16 protein-coding genes are annotated in these 17,419 nt (G+C 52.4%); 8 read left to right on the top strand and 8 right to left on the bottom strand.

Annotated elements, in window-relative coordinates; translation table 11 throughout:
* The first annotated feature begins 6 nt into the window (after nt 1-6).
* Genes celB through M2371_RS07695 form a run of 4 tightly spaced genes read left to right on the top strand, consistent with a single transcriptional unit; the run spans nt 7 to nt 4,042 of the window.
* Nucleotides 7-1,314 (top strand): PTS cellobiose transporter subunit IIC, encoded by a 1,308-nt coding sequence (gene celB / locus M2371_RS07710; RefSeq protein ID WP_259267388.1) that lies wholly within the window; start codon nt 7-9, stop codon nt 1,312-1,314.
* Nucleotides 1,315-1,321: 7 nt separating this feature from the next.
* A complete protein-coding gene (locus tag M2371_RS07705; protein ID WP_259267387.1) occupies nt 1,322-2,290 on the top strand; it encodes a N(4)-(beta-N-acetylglucosaminyl)-L-asparaginase in 969 nt (322 codons plus the stop codon).
* Nucleotides 2,287-3,756: a leucyl aminopeptidase gene (locus M2371_RS07700; protein ID WP_259267386.1), complete on the top strand. Its 1,470-nt coding sequence runs from the start codon at nt 2,287-2,289 to the stop codon at nt 3,754-3,756. Before M2371_RS07705 ends, M2371_RS07700 begins: the two co-directional genes overlap by 4 nt.
* Entirely contained in the window at nt 3,731-4,042 is a 312-nt protein-coding gene (locus tag M2371_RS07695; RefSeq protein WP_172895096.1) for a PTS sugar transporter subunit IIB, read from the top strand. Before M2371_RS07700 ends, M2371_RS07695 begins: the two co-directional genes overlap by 26 nt.
* A gap of 7 nt (nt 4,043-4,049) precedes the next feature.
* Here M2371_RS07695 and M2371_RS07690 read toward each other — a convergent pair whose 3' ends face one another.
* The gene (locus tag M2371_RS07690; protein ID WP_259267385.1) at nt 4,050-4,871 is read right to left on the bottom strand and encodes a helix-turn-helix domain-containing protein; all 822 of its coding nucleotides are present in this window, start codon (nt 4,869-4,871) and stop codon (nt 4,050-4,052) included.
* 359 nt (nt 4,872-5,230) lie between these two features.
* Here M2371_RS07690 and ybiJ point away from each other — a divergent pair, with 359 nt between their 5' ends.
* Nucleotides 5,231-5,491, top strand: coding sequence for a DUF1471 family protein YbiJ (gene ybiJ, locus M2371_RS07685; RefSeq protein ID WP_034494209.1), 261 nt, complete (start codon nt 5,231-5,233; stop codon nt 5,489-5,491).
* Between the two features lie 127 nt (nt 5,492-5,618).
* Here ybiJ and ybiB read toward each other — a convergent pair whose 3' ends face one another.
* The gene (ybiB, locus tag M2371_RS07680; protein WP_259267384.1) at nt 5,619-6,587 is read right to left on the bottom strand and encodes a DNA-binding protein YbiB; all 969 of its coding nucleotides are present in this window, start codon (nt 6,585-6,587) and stop codon (nt 5,619-5,621) included.
* Between the two features lie 14 nt (nt 6,588-6,601).
* Nucleotides 6,602-8,761 carry an ATP-dependent DNA helicase DinG gene (gene dinG / locus M2371_RS07675; RefSeq protein ID WP_259267701.1) on the bottom strand — a complete coding sequence of 720 codons (2,160 nt, stop codon included), beginning with the start codon at nt 8,759-8,761 and terminating at the stop codon, nt 6,602-6,604.
* A 165-nt stretch (nt 8,762-8,926) separates the two neighbouring features.
* Here dinG and M2371_RS07670 point away from each other — a divergent pair, with 165 nt between their 5' ends.
* The 3 genes from M2371_RS07670 to M2371_RS07660 all read left to right on the top strand — a co-directional run bounded on the left by M2371_RS07670 (nt 8,927) and on the right by M2371_RS07660 (nt 11,073).
* Nucleotides 8,927-10,048 carry a cupin domain-containing protein gene (locus M2371_RS07670; RefSeq protein WP_172895102.1) on the top strand — a complete coding sequence of 374 codons (1,122 nt, stop codon included), beginning with the start codon at nt 8,927-8,929 and terminating at the stop codon, nt 10,046-10,048.
* Between the two features lie 92 nt (nt 10,049-10,140).
* Nucleotides 10,141-10,896 (top strand): MerR family transcriptional regulator, encoded by a 756-nt coding sequence (locus tag M2371_RS07665; protein ID WP_259267383.1) that lies wholly within the window; start codon nt 10,141-10,143, stop codon nt 10,894-10,896.
* A gap of 69 nt (nt 10,897-10,965) precedes the next feature.
* On the top strand, nt 10,966-11,073 hold the full coding sequence (locus M2371_RS07660; RefSeq protein WP_034494204.1) for a membrane protein: 108 nt from the start codon (nt 10,966-10,968) through the stop codon (nt 11,071-11,073).
* Here M2371_RS07660 and M2371_RS07655 read toward each other — a convergent pair.
* From M2371_RS07655 to bglX, 5 genes are all read right to left on the bottom strand, one after another.
* The gene (locus tag M2371_RS07655; RefSeq protein ID WP_259267382.1) at nt 11,054-11,785 is read right to left on the bottom strand and encodes an ABC transporter permease; all 732 of its coding nucleotides are present in this window, start codon (nt 11,783-11,785) and stop codon (nt 11,054-11,056) included. The two genes, M2371_RS07660 and M2371_RS07655, sit on opposite strands and share 20 nt — an antisense overlap.
* Nucleotides 11,769-12,713, bottom strand: a complete 945-nt coding sequence (locus M2371_RS07650; protein WP_172895105.1) for an ABC transporter ATP-binding protein — start codon at nt 12,711-12,713, stop codon at nt 11,769-11,771. The genes M2371_RS07655 and M2371_RS07650 overlap by 17 nt, the downstream gene beginning before the upstream one ends.
* On the bottom strand, nt 12,710-13,867 hold the full coding sequence (locus tag M2371_RS07645; RefSeq protein WP_310473314.1) for an ABC transporter permease: 1,158 nt from the start codon (nt 13,865-13,867) through the stop codon (nt 12,710-12,712). Before M2371_RS07645 ends, M2371_RS07650 begins: the two co-directional genes overlap by 4 nt.
* A gap of 30 nt (nt 13,868-13,897) precedes the next feature.
* On the bottom strand, nt 13,898-14,809 hold the full coding sequence (locus M2371_RS07640; RefSeq protein ID WP_404979382.1) for an ABC transporter substrate-binding protein: 912 nt from the start codon (nt 14,807-14,809) through the stop codon (nt 13,898-13,900).
* Between the two features lie 192 nt (nt 14,810-15,001).
* A complete protein-coding gene (gene bglX / locus M2371_RS07635) occupies nt 15,002-17,299 on the bottom strand; it encodes a beta-glucosidase BglX (protein WP_259267698.1) in 2,298 nt (765 codons plus the stop codon).
* Between the last annotated feature and the right edge of the window lie 120 nt (nt 17,300-17,419).

The following is a 17,419-nucleotide window of genomic DNA, read 5'->3' as shown; positions in this document are numbered from 1 at the left end:
GTAACAATGAAAAACCTGATGGCCGCAATAGAAGCAAAGCTGATGCCACTTGCCGGAAGAATGGCGCAACAACGCCACCTCGGGGCCATTCGCGATGCGTATATCTCGTTTATGCCTTTTATTATTGTCGGTTCAATCCTGCTGGTTATCTCCTCTTTCCCAAGCACTGCCTATCAACAGTTTATGGCGTCGATTTTTGGTGAAGGTTGGTCTGCAACTATCGAAATCCCGTTTAATGCCATCTTCTCGACTATGGCGGTGTTCATTAGTTTCCTGGTCGCTTATCGTCTGGCGGAGCGCTATGACATCGACAAAATGTCCGCCGGGATTTTGTCTCTCTCCTGCTTCCTGATTCTTACCCCCTTCGCTAAAACCCAGGAAATTGGCAACCTCATTCCGATGGAATGGTTGGGTTCAAAGGGTTTGTTTGTCGCGATGCTCGGAGCGATTGCCAGCACTGAATTATTTGCCTGGATGCTAAGCCGCAACTGGGTGATCCGTATGCCGGATGGCGTACCACCTGCGGTACAAAAATCGTTCGCGGCTTTGATTCCATCGCTGCTGATTCTGGTAATTGCGCTCGCGATTCGCGTGCTATTCGCCCGCACGGATTACCACACTATTCACCAGTTTGTTTACGAAGTGCTGGCTACGCCAATTCGCCACTTCGGGACTTCTTATGTTGGCGCGTTATTTACTTGCTTTAGCATTACCAGCCTGTGGTCGGTCGGGATTAACTCAGGCTCGATGGTCAACGGCATCCTGCGTCCATTCTGGATGGAAAACCAGATGGAGAACCTGACCGCAACGCAGGCAGGTTTGCTGCCTCCGCATGTTGTCACCGAGCAGTTCTACGACATGATTTGGATGGGCGGCGCGGGAGCCACCTTGTCTCTGGTGATTGCTATGCTGTTATTTGCCCGCAGCCAACACATTAAGAATGTTTCGCGTCTCGCTGCCGGTTCTTCCATCTTCAACATTAACGAGCCGGTGCTGTTTGGCCTGCCAGTCATCATGAACCCGATAATGCTCATCCCATTTAACCTGGTACCGCTGGTGCTCGTAACGGTGCAATACACCGCCATGTCGATCGGTTGGGTCGCCACCACCACTGGGGTCTATATCCCATGGACGCTGCCGCCAGTATTAAGCGGGTTTATCGTTACCGGGCATCTCAGCGGCGCTGTAATTCAGCTCATCAATCTGTTGATTGGCGCCATCATCTATCTGCCGTTCCTTAAAGTCGTGGACAAGCAATACCGGGCGAATGAAACCCCGGAAATTTCTGCCACCACTAAACCCGCCACGGAGTAAGTAAAACATGACGTTATCGAAAAACTGGGGCGTGATAGCGACCTGGCGTATGGCCTGGGAAGGGGTCAGTGAAGCCGCGCAGTTACTGCAAGGGAACAACGACGCCAGTGGCGCTGCGGTTCGTGCAGTAACGTGCGTTGAAGATTATCCATTTTATAAATCAGTTGGTTACGGCGGTTTACCTAACGAACAAGGTGTGGTTGAACTGGACGCTGCGTTTATGGACGGTTCAACGCTCGCCATCGGCGCGGTGGCCAGTATCCGTGATATCGCTAACCCGATTCTGGTGGCACAAGCCTTAAGCCGCGAGCGCTTCAACAGTTTTATGGTCGGCGAAGGCGCGCAAACCTGGGCGCTCGCGCAAGGTTTTGAGCGCAAAAAAATGCTGACCGATCGCGCCCATCAGCATTATCTCAAGCGTAAACGTGAAACGTTGGATCGCGGCCTCAGCCCGTATACCGGCCACGATACCGTTGGCGTAATTACGCTCGATCAAAATCAGCAGATGTGCGTCGCCACCTCCACCAGCGGCTTGTTTATGAAACGCCCTGGGCGCGTGGGCGATTCACCGGTATCGGGTTCCGGTTTTTATGCCGACAGCCAGATTGGTGCCGCCACCGCCACCGGCCTTGGCGAAGATTTGATGAAAGGCTGTATCAGCTACGAAATCGTCAGCCGAATGGGGCGTGGAATGTCACCCCAACAGGCGGCTGAATCGGCGGTTTACGACCTGGAAAGCCAGTTGATTGCCCGCTATGGTCGCGCCGGTGATTTGTCGGTGGTGTGTATGAATAACCGTGGTGAATACGGTGCAGCCACGACCATTGATAACTTCTCGTTTTCCGTCGCCACGACCACACAAACGCCAGCCGTATTTTTGACAACCCGCGAAGGAAAACACACGCTGATTCGCCCGGCAGATCAGGCATGGCTTGATGCCTATATCGAACGTATTACCGCCGAGGTGATCGTATGAAATGCCAGTTAACTCCCCTTACGCAATGTCCGGCTGATGCGCATTTAATACTGTGGAAAGCTCACGCCAACGCGTGGCCGCAAACGCTGCGCCCGCTGCTGGATGAAATGGCGCTCTCCAGTGAATCGCAAACCACCACTTTCGGTTTAAGCAGCAAATGCCTGCAACTGACGCTTTTATCTGCGGCAGAAATTGAGCGTCATGAAGTGCTGCGCCAGTTAACGGAATACCTGAATAGCGTTTTGCCAGGCCCGCTTTCACACCCTGTCGCCGTCGATATCTCAGGTTTTGACCTGGCAAACCGTGTCGTTTTTGCACGCCTGCGCACCTTCCTGGTGGCAGTGATGAACCGTTTCTATCAGTTGCCGCAGTTGGGATATCGCGCCCAGCAAGCGCAAAGTCACGGGCAACTGTTATTACTGGTGGCAGAACACAACACGCAATCGTCAGAACTGGCTGCGCAAACGCAGGCAGTTGCTCAAGGTATGCTGCTTTCCCGCAAACTGGCCGACACTCCGGCAAATGACTGCCGTCCGCATGATGTGGCCCAACAAGCTGAAAGCTGGGCGAGCGAGCATGCGCAAACGCACTGTGAAATCCTTGATGAACACGCCATTCGCGAGCAGGGTTTAGGTTGTCTTGATGCCACAGGAAAAGGCAGCGACAACCCGCCCCGGCTGGTAACGCTGCGCTGGCAAGGTGGCGCGGAAAACGCACCGTATTACGCGTTTGTCGGCAAAGGCATTACCTTCGATACCGGCGGGATGTGGCTGAAAGAAGGCGAAGGAATGCGCACCATGAAATACGATATGTGTGGTGCTGCCGTGGTGTTCGGGCTGATGGAAATCGTCAAAACGCTGCAACTTCCGCTTAATGTCGTCGCCGTGATGGCGTTGGCCGAAAACATGCCTGGCGTTAATGCCATGCTGCCGGGTGATGTGGTCAAATCGCACGCCGGTCATAGCGTCGAAATTATAAATACCGATGCTGAAGGTCGCCTGGTTTTAGCGGATGCGCTGAGCTACGCCTCAACGCGCTTTAATCCGGCAGCGCTAATTGATGTCGCCACCCTGACCGGAGCGGTAGTTAAAGCCCTGGGGTATGACATCTCCGGGCTGATGAGTAATGATTCCCCCCTTAGCCACCAATTGCAGCAGGCAGCCGATTTAACGCAAGACCGAATCTGGTCGCTGCCGCTCGACGAAAGCTTTGATTCACAAGTCAAAAGCCATATTGCCGACCTCACAAATACACCGCCGAATAACGCGGCCATCGCGGTATCCGCCGCCCAATTCTTAAGTAAGTTTTGCCACCAGTCGCCGTGGGCGCATTTGGATGTCAGCGGCACCGCGTTGAGTCGGGGTAAATTCACCCAGGCCAGCGGCCGCCCTGCTCTGTTACTGACGCAATTCTTACTCGACATCTGCAAAGGAAAGACAAATGAAAAAGATTCTACTGGTATGTGATTTAGGCATGTCGACCAGTCTGGTCGTTAAACGAATGCAGGAAGCGGCGGTGAAACGCCAGCTTGAAGTCGAGATTCAGGCGAAAGGAATGAGCGATTTTAAAAACGCGATTACTGCTTTTGACTGCGCACTGCTTGGCCCGCAAATCGCCTATAAGCTTGCTGACTGCAAACAGATTGCCGCGCCGCTTAATAAGCGTGTTGAAACCATAAATATGATGGATTACGGCATGGTAAACGGAGAGAAGATCCTCGACCACGCGCTGAGCCTGATTAATAAAAGCTAAACTCAATTTATTTGGAGTTTAGCCACGCAGCCGGGGTGAGATTCTTTAGTCGGCTGCGGATAATTCTCTTGTTCAGCAAATCTTCAAACTCCAGCAAAACCGCGCCAAAACCCAGGCGCTTATCGTAACGCTCACCGTTAAGTAACTGTTCCAGCGTTTGCGCCCACTCACCGCTCGCGGCTCTTTCCTGCCAGGCTTCTGGCTCGGCTTCATGCAATGGAACCCCGAGTTTTTGCGCCAGTTGTTGAGTCAACGTGGTAGTACAGGCCGTTAATGACTTTACTTTCAATAGCAAACCCTGCTGCAAAAAACCGACCAGAGCATCAAGCGACTGTTGTTCACCGCGCTCGCGAAGCGCTACGGCCAATAAACCTGAAACCGGACAGCTAAATGCCAGCAACGAGCCGTGTTTATGGCTAATGCTTTCAGGAAGCGAAAACACATCAAGGCGCAAATGTCCGACCGGCTGCTTTAAATCAGGTTTAGCGAGGCGGGATTGCTGCCAATTTTGCAATGTTCTGCTGACACTAGCACGCGAAATACCCTGCTGGACCAGCAATTGCGCGGCTTCCACAAGCTCATCCAGGGAAAGTGATAAACGTACTCGCAGAAAGACCAGCATCGCCTCCTGCTCATGGCTCAACGCACGATGAATGGTATTAGGCCGATGAGATTTGTCATAACAGTCATCTCGCTTACGCCAGCGCCTGACGGTATCCACAGAAATATTCAACTCCTCCGCCAGTTCACTGTCGGTTTTGTCAGAGCTTTGAATATATTTGCGGGTACGCGGCGTGGTGGTGGCGTTGGAGTGCAGCTTGATCTCCATCGAACCTCTTCATCATGAGTTAAGTAAGGTCTTCATTATAAAAGTAAGTGTCGCAGCGGAAAGAGCAAATCCACACATTATCGTAAAAATAGCGCGCAAGCGATTGCAGGCCAGACCAGTTCTAACTTATGAAAAAAAGTAGCAAAAAATGCGGAAAGCGAAGCGGGATCTGGATCACACAATCCGGAATGATGATTCGCGTGCTAATCATCACTTATTTCAATGATTTAACTTAAATTCAAAAAATTTGAACAAGGCCGTCAATTCTATTCGATTTATTCTTCTGCCTAAAAGTGTGACCATAATCACATCGACGGAACAACGTCACCTTAAACAGAATAACCTGCGAGAAATATACTATGAAAACCATCAAATATGCTGTAGCCGCCATCGCCCTGACCACTCTTTCTTTCGGCGCATTCGCTGCACAATCTATCAGCCCATCTGAAGCACAGAACATGAACAAAATCGGTGTGGTTTCTGCTGATAACGCAACGACTCTGGATGGCCTGGAAGCGCAACTGGCTTCTAAAGCAGAGCAAGCTGGCGCGAAAGCGTACTCAATTACTTCTGCTAACACCAACGGCAAAATGAGCGGTACTGCGGTTATCTATAAATAACCCTGCGGTATTGCCCTGATTTACCCTCATATATTTGGAGCGATGCTCCACCCTGCTTGACCCTGTTTTAACCCTTGTTGCCCGCGGCCATTTACCGCGGGCTTTTTTTTGCTTTGCATTCAGCTATTCAGAATGTCTGATTAACGCGAAGTAAACCCTCTTCAAACGTAGCCACCTCACCCGTCGCCATCAGACAGCATGCCATTTGTATTTTCAATGATTGCGGAATAGGTTCAACACCCGCCACACAGCGCTCAATCCAACGGGCGGTCACATCCGGATCTTTACCCGCTGGCAACACGATTTCATCTTCATTGACGTCTGTCTGACGTTCACTCACAACACGTGATCCTAAACTATCAATAAGCGTGATCTGCGGGCAGCGTTGCGGGTTCGCATAAACTTCCCCTTCTGTTCCGTGCATCAGCAGGCCACGCCCGCCAATATCAGCAAAGAACTTCGCCACTTTCGGGACATATTCAGGATGGGAAACGCTGGCAAGACGAAGTGCGGCACTTTCTTCAAACGGTGTCGCCAGTTTGGCGAGCGTATGCGCACTGTTACGCACCCCCATACGCCAGCGCATGGCGAGCTGATCTTCCATCGGCGGGCAAAGCGCACTAATCGGGATATAGACCGGATGATGCGAGTCCAGTTTGGCTTGCGCCTGGCCCGCATAAAGCGTGGGTTCAATGCCCATCAACGTAAAAATGGTTTCAGTTAATACACGAGTGGGATCGTGGCTGACGCCATGCACCACCACCGGAAAACCGAGGCGGTTAAGTAACATCGCTAATAATGGCGTGAGGTTGGCTTGTTTACGCGCGCCGTTATAAGAAGGGATCACAATCGGCATCGGCTTGTTGACCGGAGGAGTCAGGGAGATGACATGGTGCTTCATCGCGTCATAAAAGCCGAGCATTTCCTCCTCGCCTTCGCCTTTAATGCGCAACGCAATCAACACGCCACCAAGTTCAAGTTCAGGTACTTCGCCTCTGAGCATATGGGCGTATAAGCCACGAGCGGTATCAAAATCCAGGGAGCGGGCATGGTTTTTACCGCGCCCTATTTCTTTGATTATTTTACGGTAATCCATTCAGACTCTCCTTTCTATTTCTTGCTCACACGTTTGCGCCGCACCGTTTTTTTAGGTTTGGTATCAATCGGTTTAGCTGATGGCGCTTCAGGCTGACTGATCGGAAACACCGGCAATGCACCCAGTAAACGCTGCCCATAATTTTTGGTCAACAGGCGGCGATCATAAATCACCACTTCACCGTAACAACCGTGGCTACGAATCAAGCGCCCAACCTGCTGAATAAGATTAAACGAAGCACTCGGTAAACTCTGTACTTCAAAAGGATAGCGTTTCAGGGTTTTTAGCCACTCGCCCTCGGTAAGCACAACCGGGCTATCAATCGGTGGGAAAGCGATTTTATGGATATGCACCTGGCTGAGTAAATCGCCTTTTAAATCGAGGCCTTCTGCAAAAGATTGCAGACCAACCAGCACGCTGGTTTCGCCCTGTTCGACGCGCTTGCGGTGCATCTCCACCAGCCGATAACGTGGCTGATCGCCCTGCACTAATAACGTCAGACGCAAGTCGGTGACATGGGTTAAAAACACCTGCATCGCACGGTTGCTGGCAAATAGCACCAGCATGCCTTTATGTTCACCTTTCACCAGTTCGGCACGGAAAAACGCCGCCATTTCAGCCAGATGCTGGGCTTCATTTTCCATCGTTGGTTCGACGGTTAACTGTGGGATGACCAGTTTGCCTTGCTCGACATGATTAAACGGCGAGTCCAGTGCCACAAACCTGTCACCCGCATGTTCGTCTAACCCGCTCATCTCTTTCAGGCGGTCGAATTTATTTAATGAGCGCAGCGTGGCAGAAGTGACGATGACATGCGGCACATTGCGCCACACCAGTTTTTCAAGCTGATCGCTGACGCGAATGCCCACGCAATGGAAGAACAGATGCGGCTGGCCTTCGCGGATTTCCCGCGTCACCCATTTTGAAACCGGCGCACCAGATGCCTGTTCCATCGCTGATAGCCGCCACAGTTTGCTCTGCGTCTCGAAATAACCCAGCGCGCGATTCATATGCAATAACGCGCGATGCAAACGCACGATATCGTGGCTACCGGTTTTTTCGCCAAGATCGTTGAGTAACGCTTCTGACAGGCTGCGCAACCCTTCCATCAGCTTCGCCAGCCGTTTGCAAATCACCATCAGTTCTTCAGGAAGAACGCCCATTTCAAAGCGATATTCGGCTTCTTGTTCCCCCGCCAGCCATAACGACACAATGCTGCTAAACGAGCTCAAGAGTTCGTAAATTTCATCGCAATGGTTGGTCAGACGTTCCGGGGAAGTCAGCGGCGGCGGGCTTTTGGGGCGGAACTGCGCCATGCAGGTTTCCACCAGTTTAGTGAAGAGATCAAGCTGCAAGCGGCTATAACCGGGCGTGACTTCCGCGCTCATTTCCAGCGCGTCGCGGGCGACATCGGGCAAATGATGGCCTTCGTCCAGAATCAGCAGCAGGTTTTTGGCTTCAGGTAGCACAGCATCACTTTCCATTGCCGCCATTACCAGCGCATGATTCGCGACCACCACTTCCGCATCGTCTATTTCACGCCGCGCCACAAAGAACGGGCATTCACGATACCAGTGACAATTTCGCCCCAGGCAACTGGCTTTGTCGGTGCTCAGACGCCGCCATAAATCATCTTCAATATTTTGTGATGCATGGTCACGCAGCCCGTCCCACTTGTACGCATCAAGATCGGTTTTCAGCTTGCCGCAGCGCTGTTGTTCGTCTTTGCTGGTCGGAGCCATTTCATCTTCGAGAAACGCCAACAAGTCGCCCTGCGCCAGGTTGTCCGTCGCGAGTGCAGCAAGATTACGCGGACATACATAACGCCCGCGCCCGAAGGCGGCGGTGAATTTTAAGTCAGGGATAATTTTGCGGAGCAAGGGCAAATCTTTGCTGAAGATTTGATCCTGTAATGCGACGTTAGCGGTACTGACCACAAGCGTTTTTTGTTCGCCGCGGGCAATCGCAATGCCCGGAATCAGGTAAGAAAGGGTTTTCCCCACGCCAGTCGGTGCTTCAATCGCCAGATGACGCCCCGCTTCACCCGCCAGTGTTTTTGCCACTTCTGCAATCATCTGCCGTTGCGGTGGGCGCGGAATAAAGTCCGGGATCTGCTGTTGTAGCGCCTTATACCAGGCGGCGATTTGCTCTTTTTGCGCGGAGGACAAAGCCATGGGAACCACTTCTACTGTATAAACAGCCACTATTGTCCCACTTTTTGCTGTAGGGCTGTATTGTTTTTTCGCCGCTACTGTGAGCAAGCCTTGATACACAACAAGGCGGCCTGTGGGCGAGCCTCTCTATAATCTAGCCCGTTTATCCTCCACTGGTATCAAAAAATGGATTATCAACTCAATTTAGACTGGCCTGAGTTTATGGCGAAATACTGGCAGAAAAAGCCAGTCGTTTTAAAAAATGCGTTTCCTGATTTTGTCGATCCGATTACCCCGGACGAATTAGCCGGTCTTGCTATGGAAGCAGAAGTGGACAGCCGCCTGGTCAGCCATACCAATGGCCAATGGCAAGCCGCTAACGGGCCATTTGAGCATTTTGACAATTTAGGTGATACCGGTTGGTCGCTGCTGGCTCAAGCCGTAAACCATTGGCATGCACCGTCTGCGGAACTGGTGCGTCCATTCCGTGTTTTGCCTGACTGGCGTTTAGACGACCTGATGATCTCCTTCTCGGTGCCGGGTGGCGGTGTGGGTCCGCATATCGACCAATACGATGTGTTTATCATTCAGGGGATGGGCAGCCGTCGCTGGCGTGTGGGCGATAAACTGCCAATGCGCCAGTTCTGCCCGCATCCGGCCTTACTGCACGTTGATCCGTTTGAACCGATTATTGATGAAGATCTGGAGCCTGGCGACATTCTGTATATTCCGCCTGGTTTCCCACACGATGGCTTCACGCATGAAACGGCACTCAATTATTCCGTGGGTTTCCGTGGGCCAAATGGCCGTGATTTGATCAGCAGCTTTGCGGATTACGCACTGGAAAACGATTTAGGTGGCGAGCACTACAGCGACCCGGATTTAACGGTTCGCGAGCATCCTGGCAAAGTTGAAAGCTATGAGCTCAATCGCCTGCGCGACATGATGATGGAAGTCATCAGCCAGCCTGAAGATTTCAAACAGTGGTTTGGCCGCTTCGTCACCACTCCGCGTCACGAACTCGATGTCGCACCGGCTGAACCGCCCTATCAGCAAGACGAAATCGTCGACGCTTTGCTCGGCGGCGAATGTCTGACGCGCTTAAGTGGTTTACGTGTTCTCAATGTTGATGGTCAGTTCTTCGTCAATAGCGAACCTATGGAAGCCCCGGTTCCGCAGGCGGCTGATGCATTGTGCCGTTACACCACGGTAAGCCAAAACGAATTGGGCGATGCGCTGCAAAACCCCGAGTTTGTTAACGTATTGACCGAACTGGTTAATCAGGGCTACTGGTACTTCGACGATTAATTTTTTGTTACATCGGTAACTAAAAATTACACAGAGTCTATGCGACTGACTACAGTTATACGGGGGCTTCCCGGGCAGACTGTGGGGATAACATGGCACTTTTTACCATTGGTGAAGTGGCTGTGCTTTGTGATATCAACCCCGTAACGTTGCGTGCCTGGCAACGGCGTTACGGGCTACTGAAACCGCAGCGAACGGATGGAGGCCATCGGCTGTTTGATGATGCCGACATCGAACGCATCCGTGAAATCAAACACTGGATTGAAAATGGGGTTCAGGTCAGCAAGGTGAAAGCCCTTCTGAGCGGCGAACTTCAGGATATGGAAAGTGGTTGGCGAGAACGCCAGGAACTGTTACTTCACCATTTGCAAAGCGGTAACCCTTCTCGTCTTCGCGCCTGGATTGCGGATGTGGGTCGTGATTATCCGGCTGAAACGCTTGTTCAACAACTCTACACCCCTCTGCGTCGTCGCCTTCAATGCCAACAAGTCACCCTCAATACCCTGTTAAGCCTGCTGGACGGCGCGCTGATTAATTACATCGCGTTATGTCTCTCATCGGCACGTAAGCGTAGCGGTAAAGATGCGTTGTTGGTGGGCTGGGACACGCCAGATACCACGCGTTTGTGGATGGCGGCATGGATGGCAATCCAACAAGGCTGGCGGATTGATGTGCTGGCGCACCCGCTGCATCAGCTTCGTCCAGAAATATTCGCCCAACAGACATTATTGGTATGGTGTGGTGATACACCCACCCCTCACCAGCTCGACCAACTGGAACTTTGGCGCTGCGCGGGCCTGCAAATTTTCCCGCTGATGAGCAATGGCCATACGACTGAGCACGCATAAGATAAATTTAAAGGTTCATTAACAAGCCGGCTTCATCTTATAATCTCCCCCGCAATATAAGGAGCGAAGATGAAACTGAGTAAAATTGCCCTCGTGGGCGGCATGCTGGTCATGGCTATCGGCGGAATTGGCGGCGTGATGCTGGTAGGTTATATCGTTATTCTGCATGGCGCGTGATGTGACGCAAAACGCGCTCAAACAGGCGGTCGACAACAATTGCCGCCAGCGCAACCAGTAAAGCGCCCTGAATCACGTATGCGGTGTTAAAACCGCTCAGACCAATGATTATCGGTGAGCCTAAAGTGCTGGCACCCACGGTTGACGCAATCGCCGCAGTACCAATATTAATAATCACCGATGTTCGGATGCCCGCCAGAATCAACGGTGCCGCCAATGGTAACTCCACTTTTCGTAACATTTGCCAACGGCTCATCCCGGCCCCCATCGCAATCTCTTTTGTCGCTTCCGGCACCGCCCCTATTCCCGCCAACGTCCCTTGTAAAATGGGCAATAAACCGTAAAGCACGAGCGCGATAATGGCAGGCTGTTGGCCAAAACCCATCACCGGAACGGCAATCGCCAGCACTGCCACCGGCGGGAAGGTTTGCCCGGCAGCGGTAATGGTTTCAACCAGGGATCGAAACTCCAGCCCCGCCGGGCGCGTCACTGCAACGCCCAACCCGACACCAATCACAACAGCCACCACGCTGGAAACACCGACCAGCATCAAATGTTTAAATGCCAGCGCCATAAAACTGTCTTGCAGATAAACCGGCCTTTCCAGCTCTGGAAACAGCCAACTAAACAATGTGCTGCTGTACGGCATCACCGCCAATAATGCGATGAATACCGCAATCAGCCACAATAAGGGATCACGTAGCAGGCGCATTTTCACCCTCAACCAAATCACTAAAATGCAGTACGCCGCAGGGTTCACCGTGCTGATTCACCACCGGCAACTGCCGGCACTGGCGATGGACAAACAACGACAGCGCTTCACGTAACGTGACGGATTCGCTTATCGGCTCACCTTCTATTCGCTCATGAGTTCGTACCCGGTCGGCAACATGGCGCAGCGAAAGCAGCCGCACGCCCAGCTCGCTGCGACCAAAGAAATCACGCACAAAATCTGTCGCCGGGCGGGTTAACAGTTCCAACGGCGTGCCCTGTTGAATCACCTGCCCGTTGTCCATCAGCACAATACGGTCGGCAAGGGTCAGCGCTTCGTCGATATCGTGCGTGACCAGCACAATGGTGCGCCCGAGCAACTGGTGAATACGGATAATTTCCTGCTGTAGCGCCCCACGGGTGACGGGATCGAGCGCGCCGAATGGCTCATCCATCAGCAGCACTTCCGGGTCAGCCGCCAGCGCCCGTGCCACACCGACACGCTGCTGTTGCCCACCAGAAAGCTGATGCGGATAGCGGTCACGAAACTGCGCGGCTTCAAGGCCGAGTAAGTCCAGCAATTCGTCGATACGCGCGTTGATTCGCGCTTTCGGCCATTTCAACAATTGCGGCACGGTGGCAATGTTCTGTGCCACATTCCAGTGCGGGAACAGGCCAATAGACTGAATCGCATACCCCATCCGGCGGCGCAGCGTTTTTGCATCAAAATTACGGATTTCTTCTCCCGCAAAGCGGATGCGCCCGGTATCGTGCTCCACCAGGCGATTAATCATTTTCAGCGTAGTGGACTTGCCCGAGCCGGAAGTGCCAATCAGCACCGTGAACTGCCCTTCTTTGATGTTCAGCGACAAATCACTGACCGCCGCCTCGCCCTGGAAAAACTTACTGACATTTTCAAATTCAATCATGGCTGTTTTTCCTCAAGCAATGAGATAAACAGTTTAAAAAGTGCGTCAAAAATAACCGCCAATGCAATAACCGGAATCACGCCGAGCAACACTAAATCCAGCGCACTGCTGAGCAGCCCCTGGAAAATGATCGCCCCGAAACCACCGGCCCCAATCAGCGCGGCAATCACCGTCATACCGATGGTTTGCACACAAACGACGCGCAGGCTGCGCAACAAAACCGGCAGCGCCAGTGGCACTTCCGCCTGCCAGAATATCTGCCAGCGCGACATGCCCATGCCTTCGGCACTTTCAATAATATTGCGCGGGACTTGCTGCAATCCGGCGACCACGCCACGTACCAGGGGCAATAGCGCGTACAACACCAGGGCGATTAACGCTGGAGCGACGCCAATCCCACTCACGCCGAGCGAAGCCAACCATGGCGCCAGTTTGACTAACCCCGCCAGTGGCGCAATCATCAAACCAAATAAGGCTACCGACGGCACGGTTTGAATGACGTTGAGCACCGAAAACACCGAGGATTGCCAGGCCGAACGGGTATAACAAAACACACCTAACGGCACGCCAATCAGTAATGCGGGCAACAACGTTCCGACCAGCAAAGCCAGGTGGCGCAATAAAGCATCGTCAAAAACTTCCTGCCGATTGGCATACTCTTTTAGCAAAGAAAGATCGGCAAAGTACCCGATGAGTAACAGACCAAGAGGCACAATCCAGATTTGCAGATTAAGCAGCAATCGCCACAGTACTTTTGCCGTCAGGCGGTTGATAACATCGGCACACAGTAGCAAGCACAGCGTTAACGACATCCACAATCCGCTGCCGGGCGATGTCCGCGCAAGCGTGCTGCCTTGCTGAGCAAATTGCGTCGCCGTTTGTCCAAGCCGCCACAAAATGGCGATGAACAGGAACTCGCCCACCATGAGAGTCAGCAACAACGGGAGTGGCCGACATGGTGTCAGCACGAGGATTGCCAGAACGAATACCGGGACAGAGAACAGCAACCAGGTTTGCGCCGGGAGTTGGCTGAGCGCGATAGGCTCCCCGGAAACCAGGCGGTTGGGTGCAAAGTTGATAAACGGTAATACTGCGCCCGCCACTACCAGCAAAAAAACCAGCAGTAGCAGGACGCGATTATGAATTTTGAGCAAACGTACGTCCTTGATTTATTACACAAAAAGCTATTTTACGAAGCCTTTTTGTTTCAGGTAGTCAGCCGCCACTTTTTTGGCATCTAACCCCTCCACCGCGATACTGGCGTTAAGCTGTTGTAACGTTTTTTCATCCAGAGATGCAAACACAGGTTTTAACCAGGCGTCCATTTCCGGGTAGGCTTTTAACACCGCTTCACGCACAACAGGCGTTGGCGCGTAGATTGGCTGCACGCCTTTCGGATCGCTCAGAGTTTGCAAACCGAGTGCCGCAACCGGGCCATCCGTTCCATAGGCCATTGCCGCGTTCACGCCAGAAGTTTGCTGCGCCGCCGCTTTGATGGTGACCGCCGTATCGCCACCTGCCAGCGATAATAATTGCGGCTGTTCGAGTTTAAATCCGTAGGCTTTTTCAAAGGCAGGAAGCGCATCGGAGCGTTCGATAAATTCAGCGGAAGCCGCCAGTTTAAATTCACCGCCTTTTTTCAGATACGCGCTGAGATCGTCAAGCGAGGTGAGTTTGTTTTTTTCAGCCAGGTCTTTGCGCACCGCAATGGTCCAGGTATTGTTTGCGGGCGCGGGTGTTAGCCACACCAGGTGATTTTTTTCGGCATCGAGTTTTTTGACTTTCTCGTAGCCCTGCTGCGCATTTTTCCACGCCGCATCTTTTTCATCTTTGAAGAAAAACGCACCGTTACCGGTGTATTCCGGGTAAATATCCAGCTCGCCTGCGGTTATCGCTCCACGCACAACGGGAGTGGTTCCAAGTTGCACTTTATTGACGGTTTTAACGCCGTGACTATCCAGTACCTGCAAAATGATATTACCGAGCAACGACCCTTCGGTATCAATCTTAGAGCCGACTTTGACAGGCTCTACGGCCTGCGCCCCTGCGGCTAACAATGCTAACCCTGCCATGCTCCAACGCGCTGCTAAGTTCATCGTGCTTCCTCACTGTTTTTCTTTGCTTAAAAATCATGGAGTCGCAAAAGTTTAGACGAGAATTCGCAGGTTGGCTGGGCGAAACGGGGAAGAATAAGAAAAGAGCCGGAAAACCGGCTCTTGATTTGGAGTTGCGTCAAGGCGTACGGACGCAGTTTGTAGGTCGGATAAGCGAAGCATCCGACACCACCATTACTTCAATTCAAACTCACCCTGCTTAACGCGTGCAGAATCCAGCCCGATGAACACGTTAAACTTGCCAGGTTCGGCGACGTGCTTCATCTGCGCGTTCCAGAATTTCAGCGCTTCAACGTCAATCGGGAAGCTCACGGTCTGGGTTTCGCCAGGTTTCAGCGTCACTTTCTTAAAGCCTTTCAGCTCTTTGACCGGGCGACTCATAGAAGCCGTCACATCCTGCAAATACATCTGCACCACGGTTTCGCCTGCACGGTCACCGGTGTTTTTCACTTCAACAGAGGCTTCTACTTTGCCATCTGCTTTCATGGAAGGTGCCGACATTTTCACATCCGAAACGGTGAACGTGGTGTAACTCAGACCGTAACCGAACGGGAACAGCGGGCCGTTAGCTTCATCAAAGTAACGCGAAGTATATTTGTTCGGTTTTTCCGGATTGTACGGGCGACCAGTGTTCAGGTGGCTGTAGTACGTCGGGATTTGACCCACAGAGCGCGGGAAAGACATCGGCAGTTTGCCTGACGGGTTGTAATCGCCAAACAGGATATCGGCCACCGCGTTACCGCCTTCAGTCCCGCTATACCAGGCTTCCAGCAGCGCGTCGGCCTGTTGGTTTTCTTTCACCAACGCCAGCGGACGTCCATTCATTAATACCAACACCAACGGTTTGCCGGTGGCTTTTAACGCGCTGATTAAATCGCGCTGGCTCTGCGGCAGAACCAGGTCGGTACGGCTTGATGCTTCGTGCGCCATGCCTTGTGCTTCACCCACTACCGCCACAACCACATCAGCAGATTTTGCGGTGTTAACCGCTTCGTCGATCATCTCTTTTGCAGAACGTTTATCCACGGAAACCGCAGGTTCGTACTGGTTGAGGAATTCAACAATGCCTTTATCGTCGGTGACGTTAGCGCCTTTGGCGACCACGATTTTAGCGTTGTCACCCACCGCGGTTTTAATGCCCTGCAATACGGTAACAGTCTGGTCGGCAACCCCTGCGGCAGACCAACTGCCCATCATGTCGCGTTTGCTGTCAGCCAGCGGGCCAACCACGGCAATGGTGCCAGATTTTTTCAGCGGCAATGTTTGCTGACGGTTTTTCAGCAGCACCATGCTTTCGCGAGCCACTTCACGTGCTTCTTTACGATGCAGACGGCTTTCGGCGTTGGTATCTTCCGGGTCTGATTCTTTCGGGCCTAAGTGGCTGTATGGATCGTTAAACAGACCCATATCGTATTTCACGTTCAACACGTGGCGGGTTGCATCATCCAATTCCGCCATCGGCACCGCACCGCTTTTCACCAGTTCCGGCAAGTATTTGCTGTAATACTCGTCGCTCATACTCATGTTGATGCCGGAGTTCAGCGCGATACGCACCGCATCTTTCGGGTCACTTGCCACACCATGCTTGATCAGCTCTTTAATGGCACCGTGATCGGAAATAGTGATGCCTTTAAATTTCCATTCATCGCGCAGCAGATCTTTCAACAGCCATGAATCAGAAGAAGCTGGCGTGCCGTTCAGGGAGTTCAGCGCCACCATCACACCACCGCTGCCCGCATCCAGAGCGGCTTTGTACGGCGGCATGTAATCGTTGAACAAACGCTGCGGGCTCATATCAACGGTATTGTACTCTTTGCCACCTTCGACTGCGCCATAGGCCGCGAAGTGTTTCACGCTGGTCATCACGGAATAGCGATCTGCCGGGCTTTTACCCTGCATCGCTTCAACCATGGTGCGCCCCATAATTGAAGTCAGATAAGTATCTTCACCAAAGCCTTCGGAAACTCGGCCCCAGCGCGGGTCACGCGAGACATCGACCATCGGTGCCCAGGTCATGTTCAGGCCATCGTCTGCGGCTTCATAAGCCGAAACGCGCCCTACTGTTTTCACTGCATCGAGGTTGAATGAGGAGGCTAAACCGAGGCTGATTGGGAACACGGTACGTTGACCATGAACCACGTCATAAGCAAAGAATAATGGGATTTTCAGGCGGTTAAGGCTCATCACCTGATCTTGCATAGTACGAATGTCGTGGCGGGTGACGGTATTAAAAATCGCGCCCACCTGCCCGTCTTTAATCATCTCGCGAATGGCTTCTTTCGGGTTATCCGGACCGACACTGATTAAACGCAACTGGCCGATTTTCTCATCGGTGGTCATTTTCTTCAGCAAATCAGTGACAAACGCGTCACGCGCTTCTGGCGTTAGCGGGTGCGGGCCAAACATTTCGTTCGCCAGCGCAGGTTGCAGCGCAAGGCTAACTGCGATACTTACAGAACAGAGCCATTTCATCGACATTACTCTCTTGCTCAGGCCGCCGCAGTGGGCAGCACGAAGTGATAAGACGTGCAGTGTGCCACAAGGTTAAAGCGGTAAGAAGAGTCGCCCCGGTGTTATATGCTGATTTTCCGA

The organism is Buttiauxella sp. BIGb0471, assembly GCF_024807715.1.
GTDB lineage: Bacteria > Pseudomonadota > Gammaproteobacteria > Enterobacterales > Enterobacteriaceae > Buttiauxella > Buttiauxella agrestis.
This window is presented reverse-complemented; position numbering and strand designations above follow the sequence as displayed.

Bases quoted from the DNA above. Each gene is read 5' to 3' on its own strand.
- celB (WP_259267388.1), top strand. From the start codon at position 7: ATGAAAAACCTGATGGCCGCAATAGAAGCAAAGCTGATGCCACTTGCC.
- M2371_RS07705 (WP_259267387.1), top strand. From the start codon at position 1,322: ATGACGTTATCGAAAAACTGGGGCGTGATAGCGACCTGGCGTATGGCC.
- M2371_RS07700 (WP_259267386.1), top strand. From the start codon at position 2,287: ATGAAATGCCAGTTAACTCCCCTTACGCAATGTCCGGCTGATGCGCAT.
- M2371_RS07695 (WP_172895096.1), top strand. From the start codon at position 3,731: ATGAAAAAGATTCTACTGGTATGTGATTTAGGCATGTCGACCAGTCTG.
- M2371_RS07690 (WP_259267385.1), bottom strand. From the start codon at position 4,871: ATGGAGATCAAGCTGCACTCCAACGCCACCACCACGCCGCGTACCCGC.
- ybiJ (WP_034494209.1), top strand. From the start codon at position 5,231: ATGAAAACCATCAAATATGCTGTAGCCGCCATCGCCCTGACCACTCTT.
- ybiB (WP_259267384.1), bottom strand. From the start codon at position 6,587: ATGGATTACCGTAAAATAATCAAAGAAATAGGGCGCGGTAAAAACCAT.
- dinG (WP_259267701.1), bottom strand. From the start codon at position 8,761: ATGGCTTTGTCCTCCGCGCAAAAAGAGCAAATCGCCGCCTGGTATAAG.
- M2371_RS07670 (WP_172895102.1), top strand. From the start codon at position 8,927: ATGGATTATCAACTCAATTTAGACTGGCCTGAGTTTATGGCGAAATAC.
- M2371_RS07665 (WP_259267383.1), top strand. From the start codon at position 10,141: ATGGCACTTTTTACCATTGGTGAAGTGGCTGTGCTTTGTGATATCAAC.
- M2371_RS07660 (WP_034494204.1), top strand. From the start codon at position 10,966: ATGAAACTGAGTAAAATTGCCCTCGTGGGCGGCATGCTGGTCATGGCT.
- M2371_RS07655 (WP_259267382.1), bottom strand. From the start codon at position 11,785: ATGCGCCTGCTACGTGATCCCTTATTGTGGCTGATTGCGGTATTCATC.
- M2371_RS07650 (WP_172895105.1), bottom strand. From the start codon at position 12,713: ATGATTGAATTTGAAAATGTCAGTAAGTTTTTCCAGGGCGAGGCGGCG.
- M2371_RS07640 (WP_404979382.1), bottom strand. From the start codon at position 14,809: ATGAACTTAGCAGCGCGTTGGAGCATGGCAGGGTTAGCATTGTTAGCC.
- bglX (WP_259267698.1), bottom strand. From the start codon at position 17,299: ATGAAATGGCTCTGTTCTGTAAGTATCGCAGTTAGCCTTGCGCTGCAA.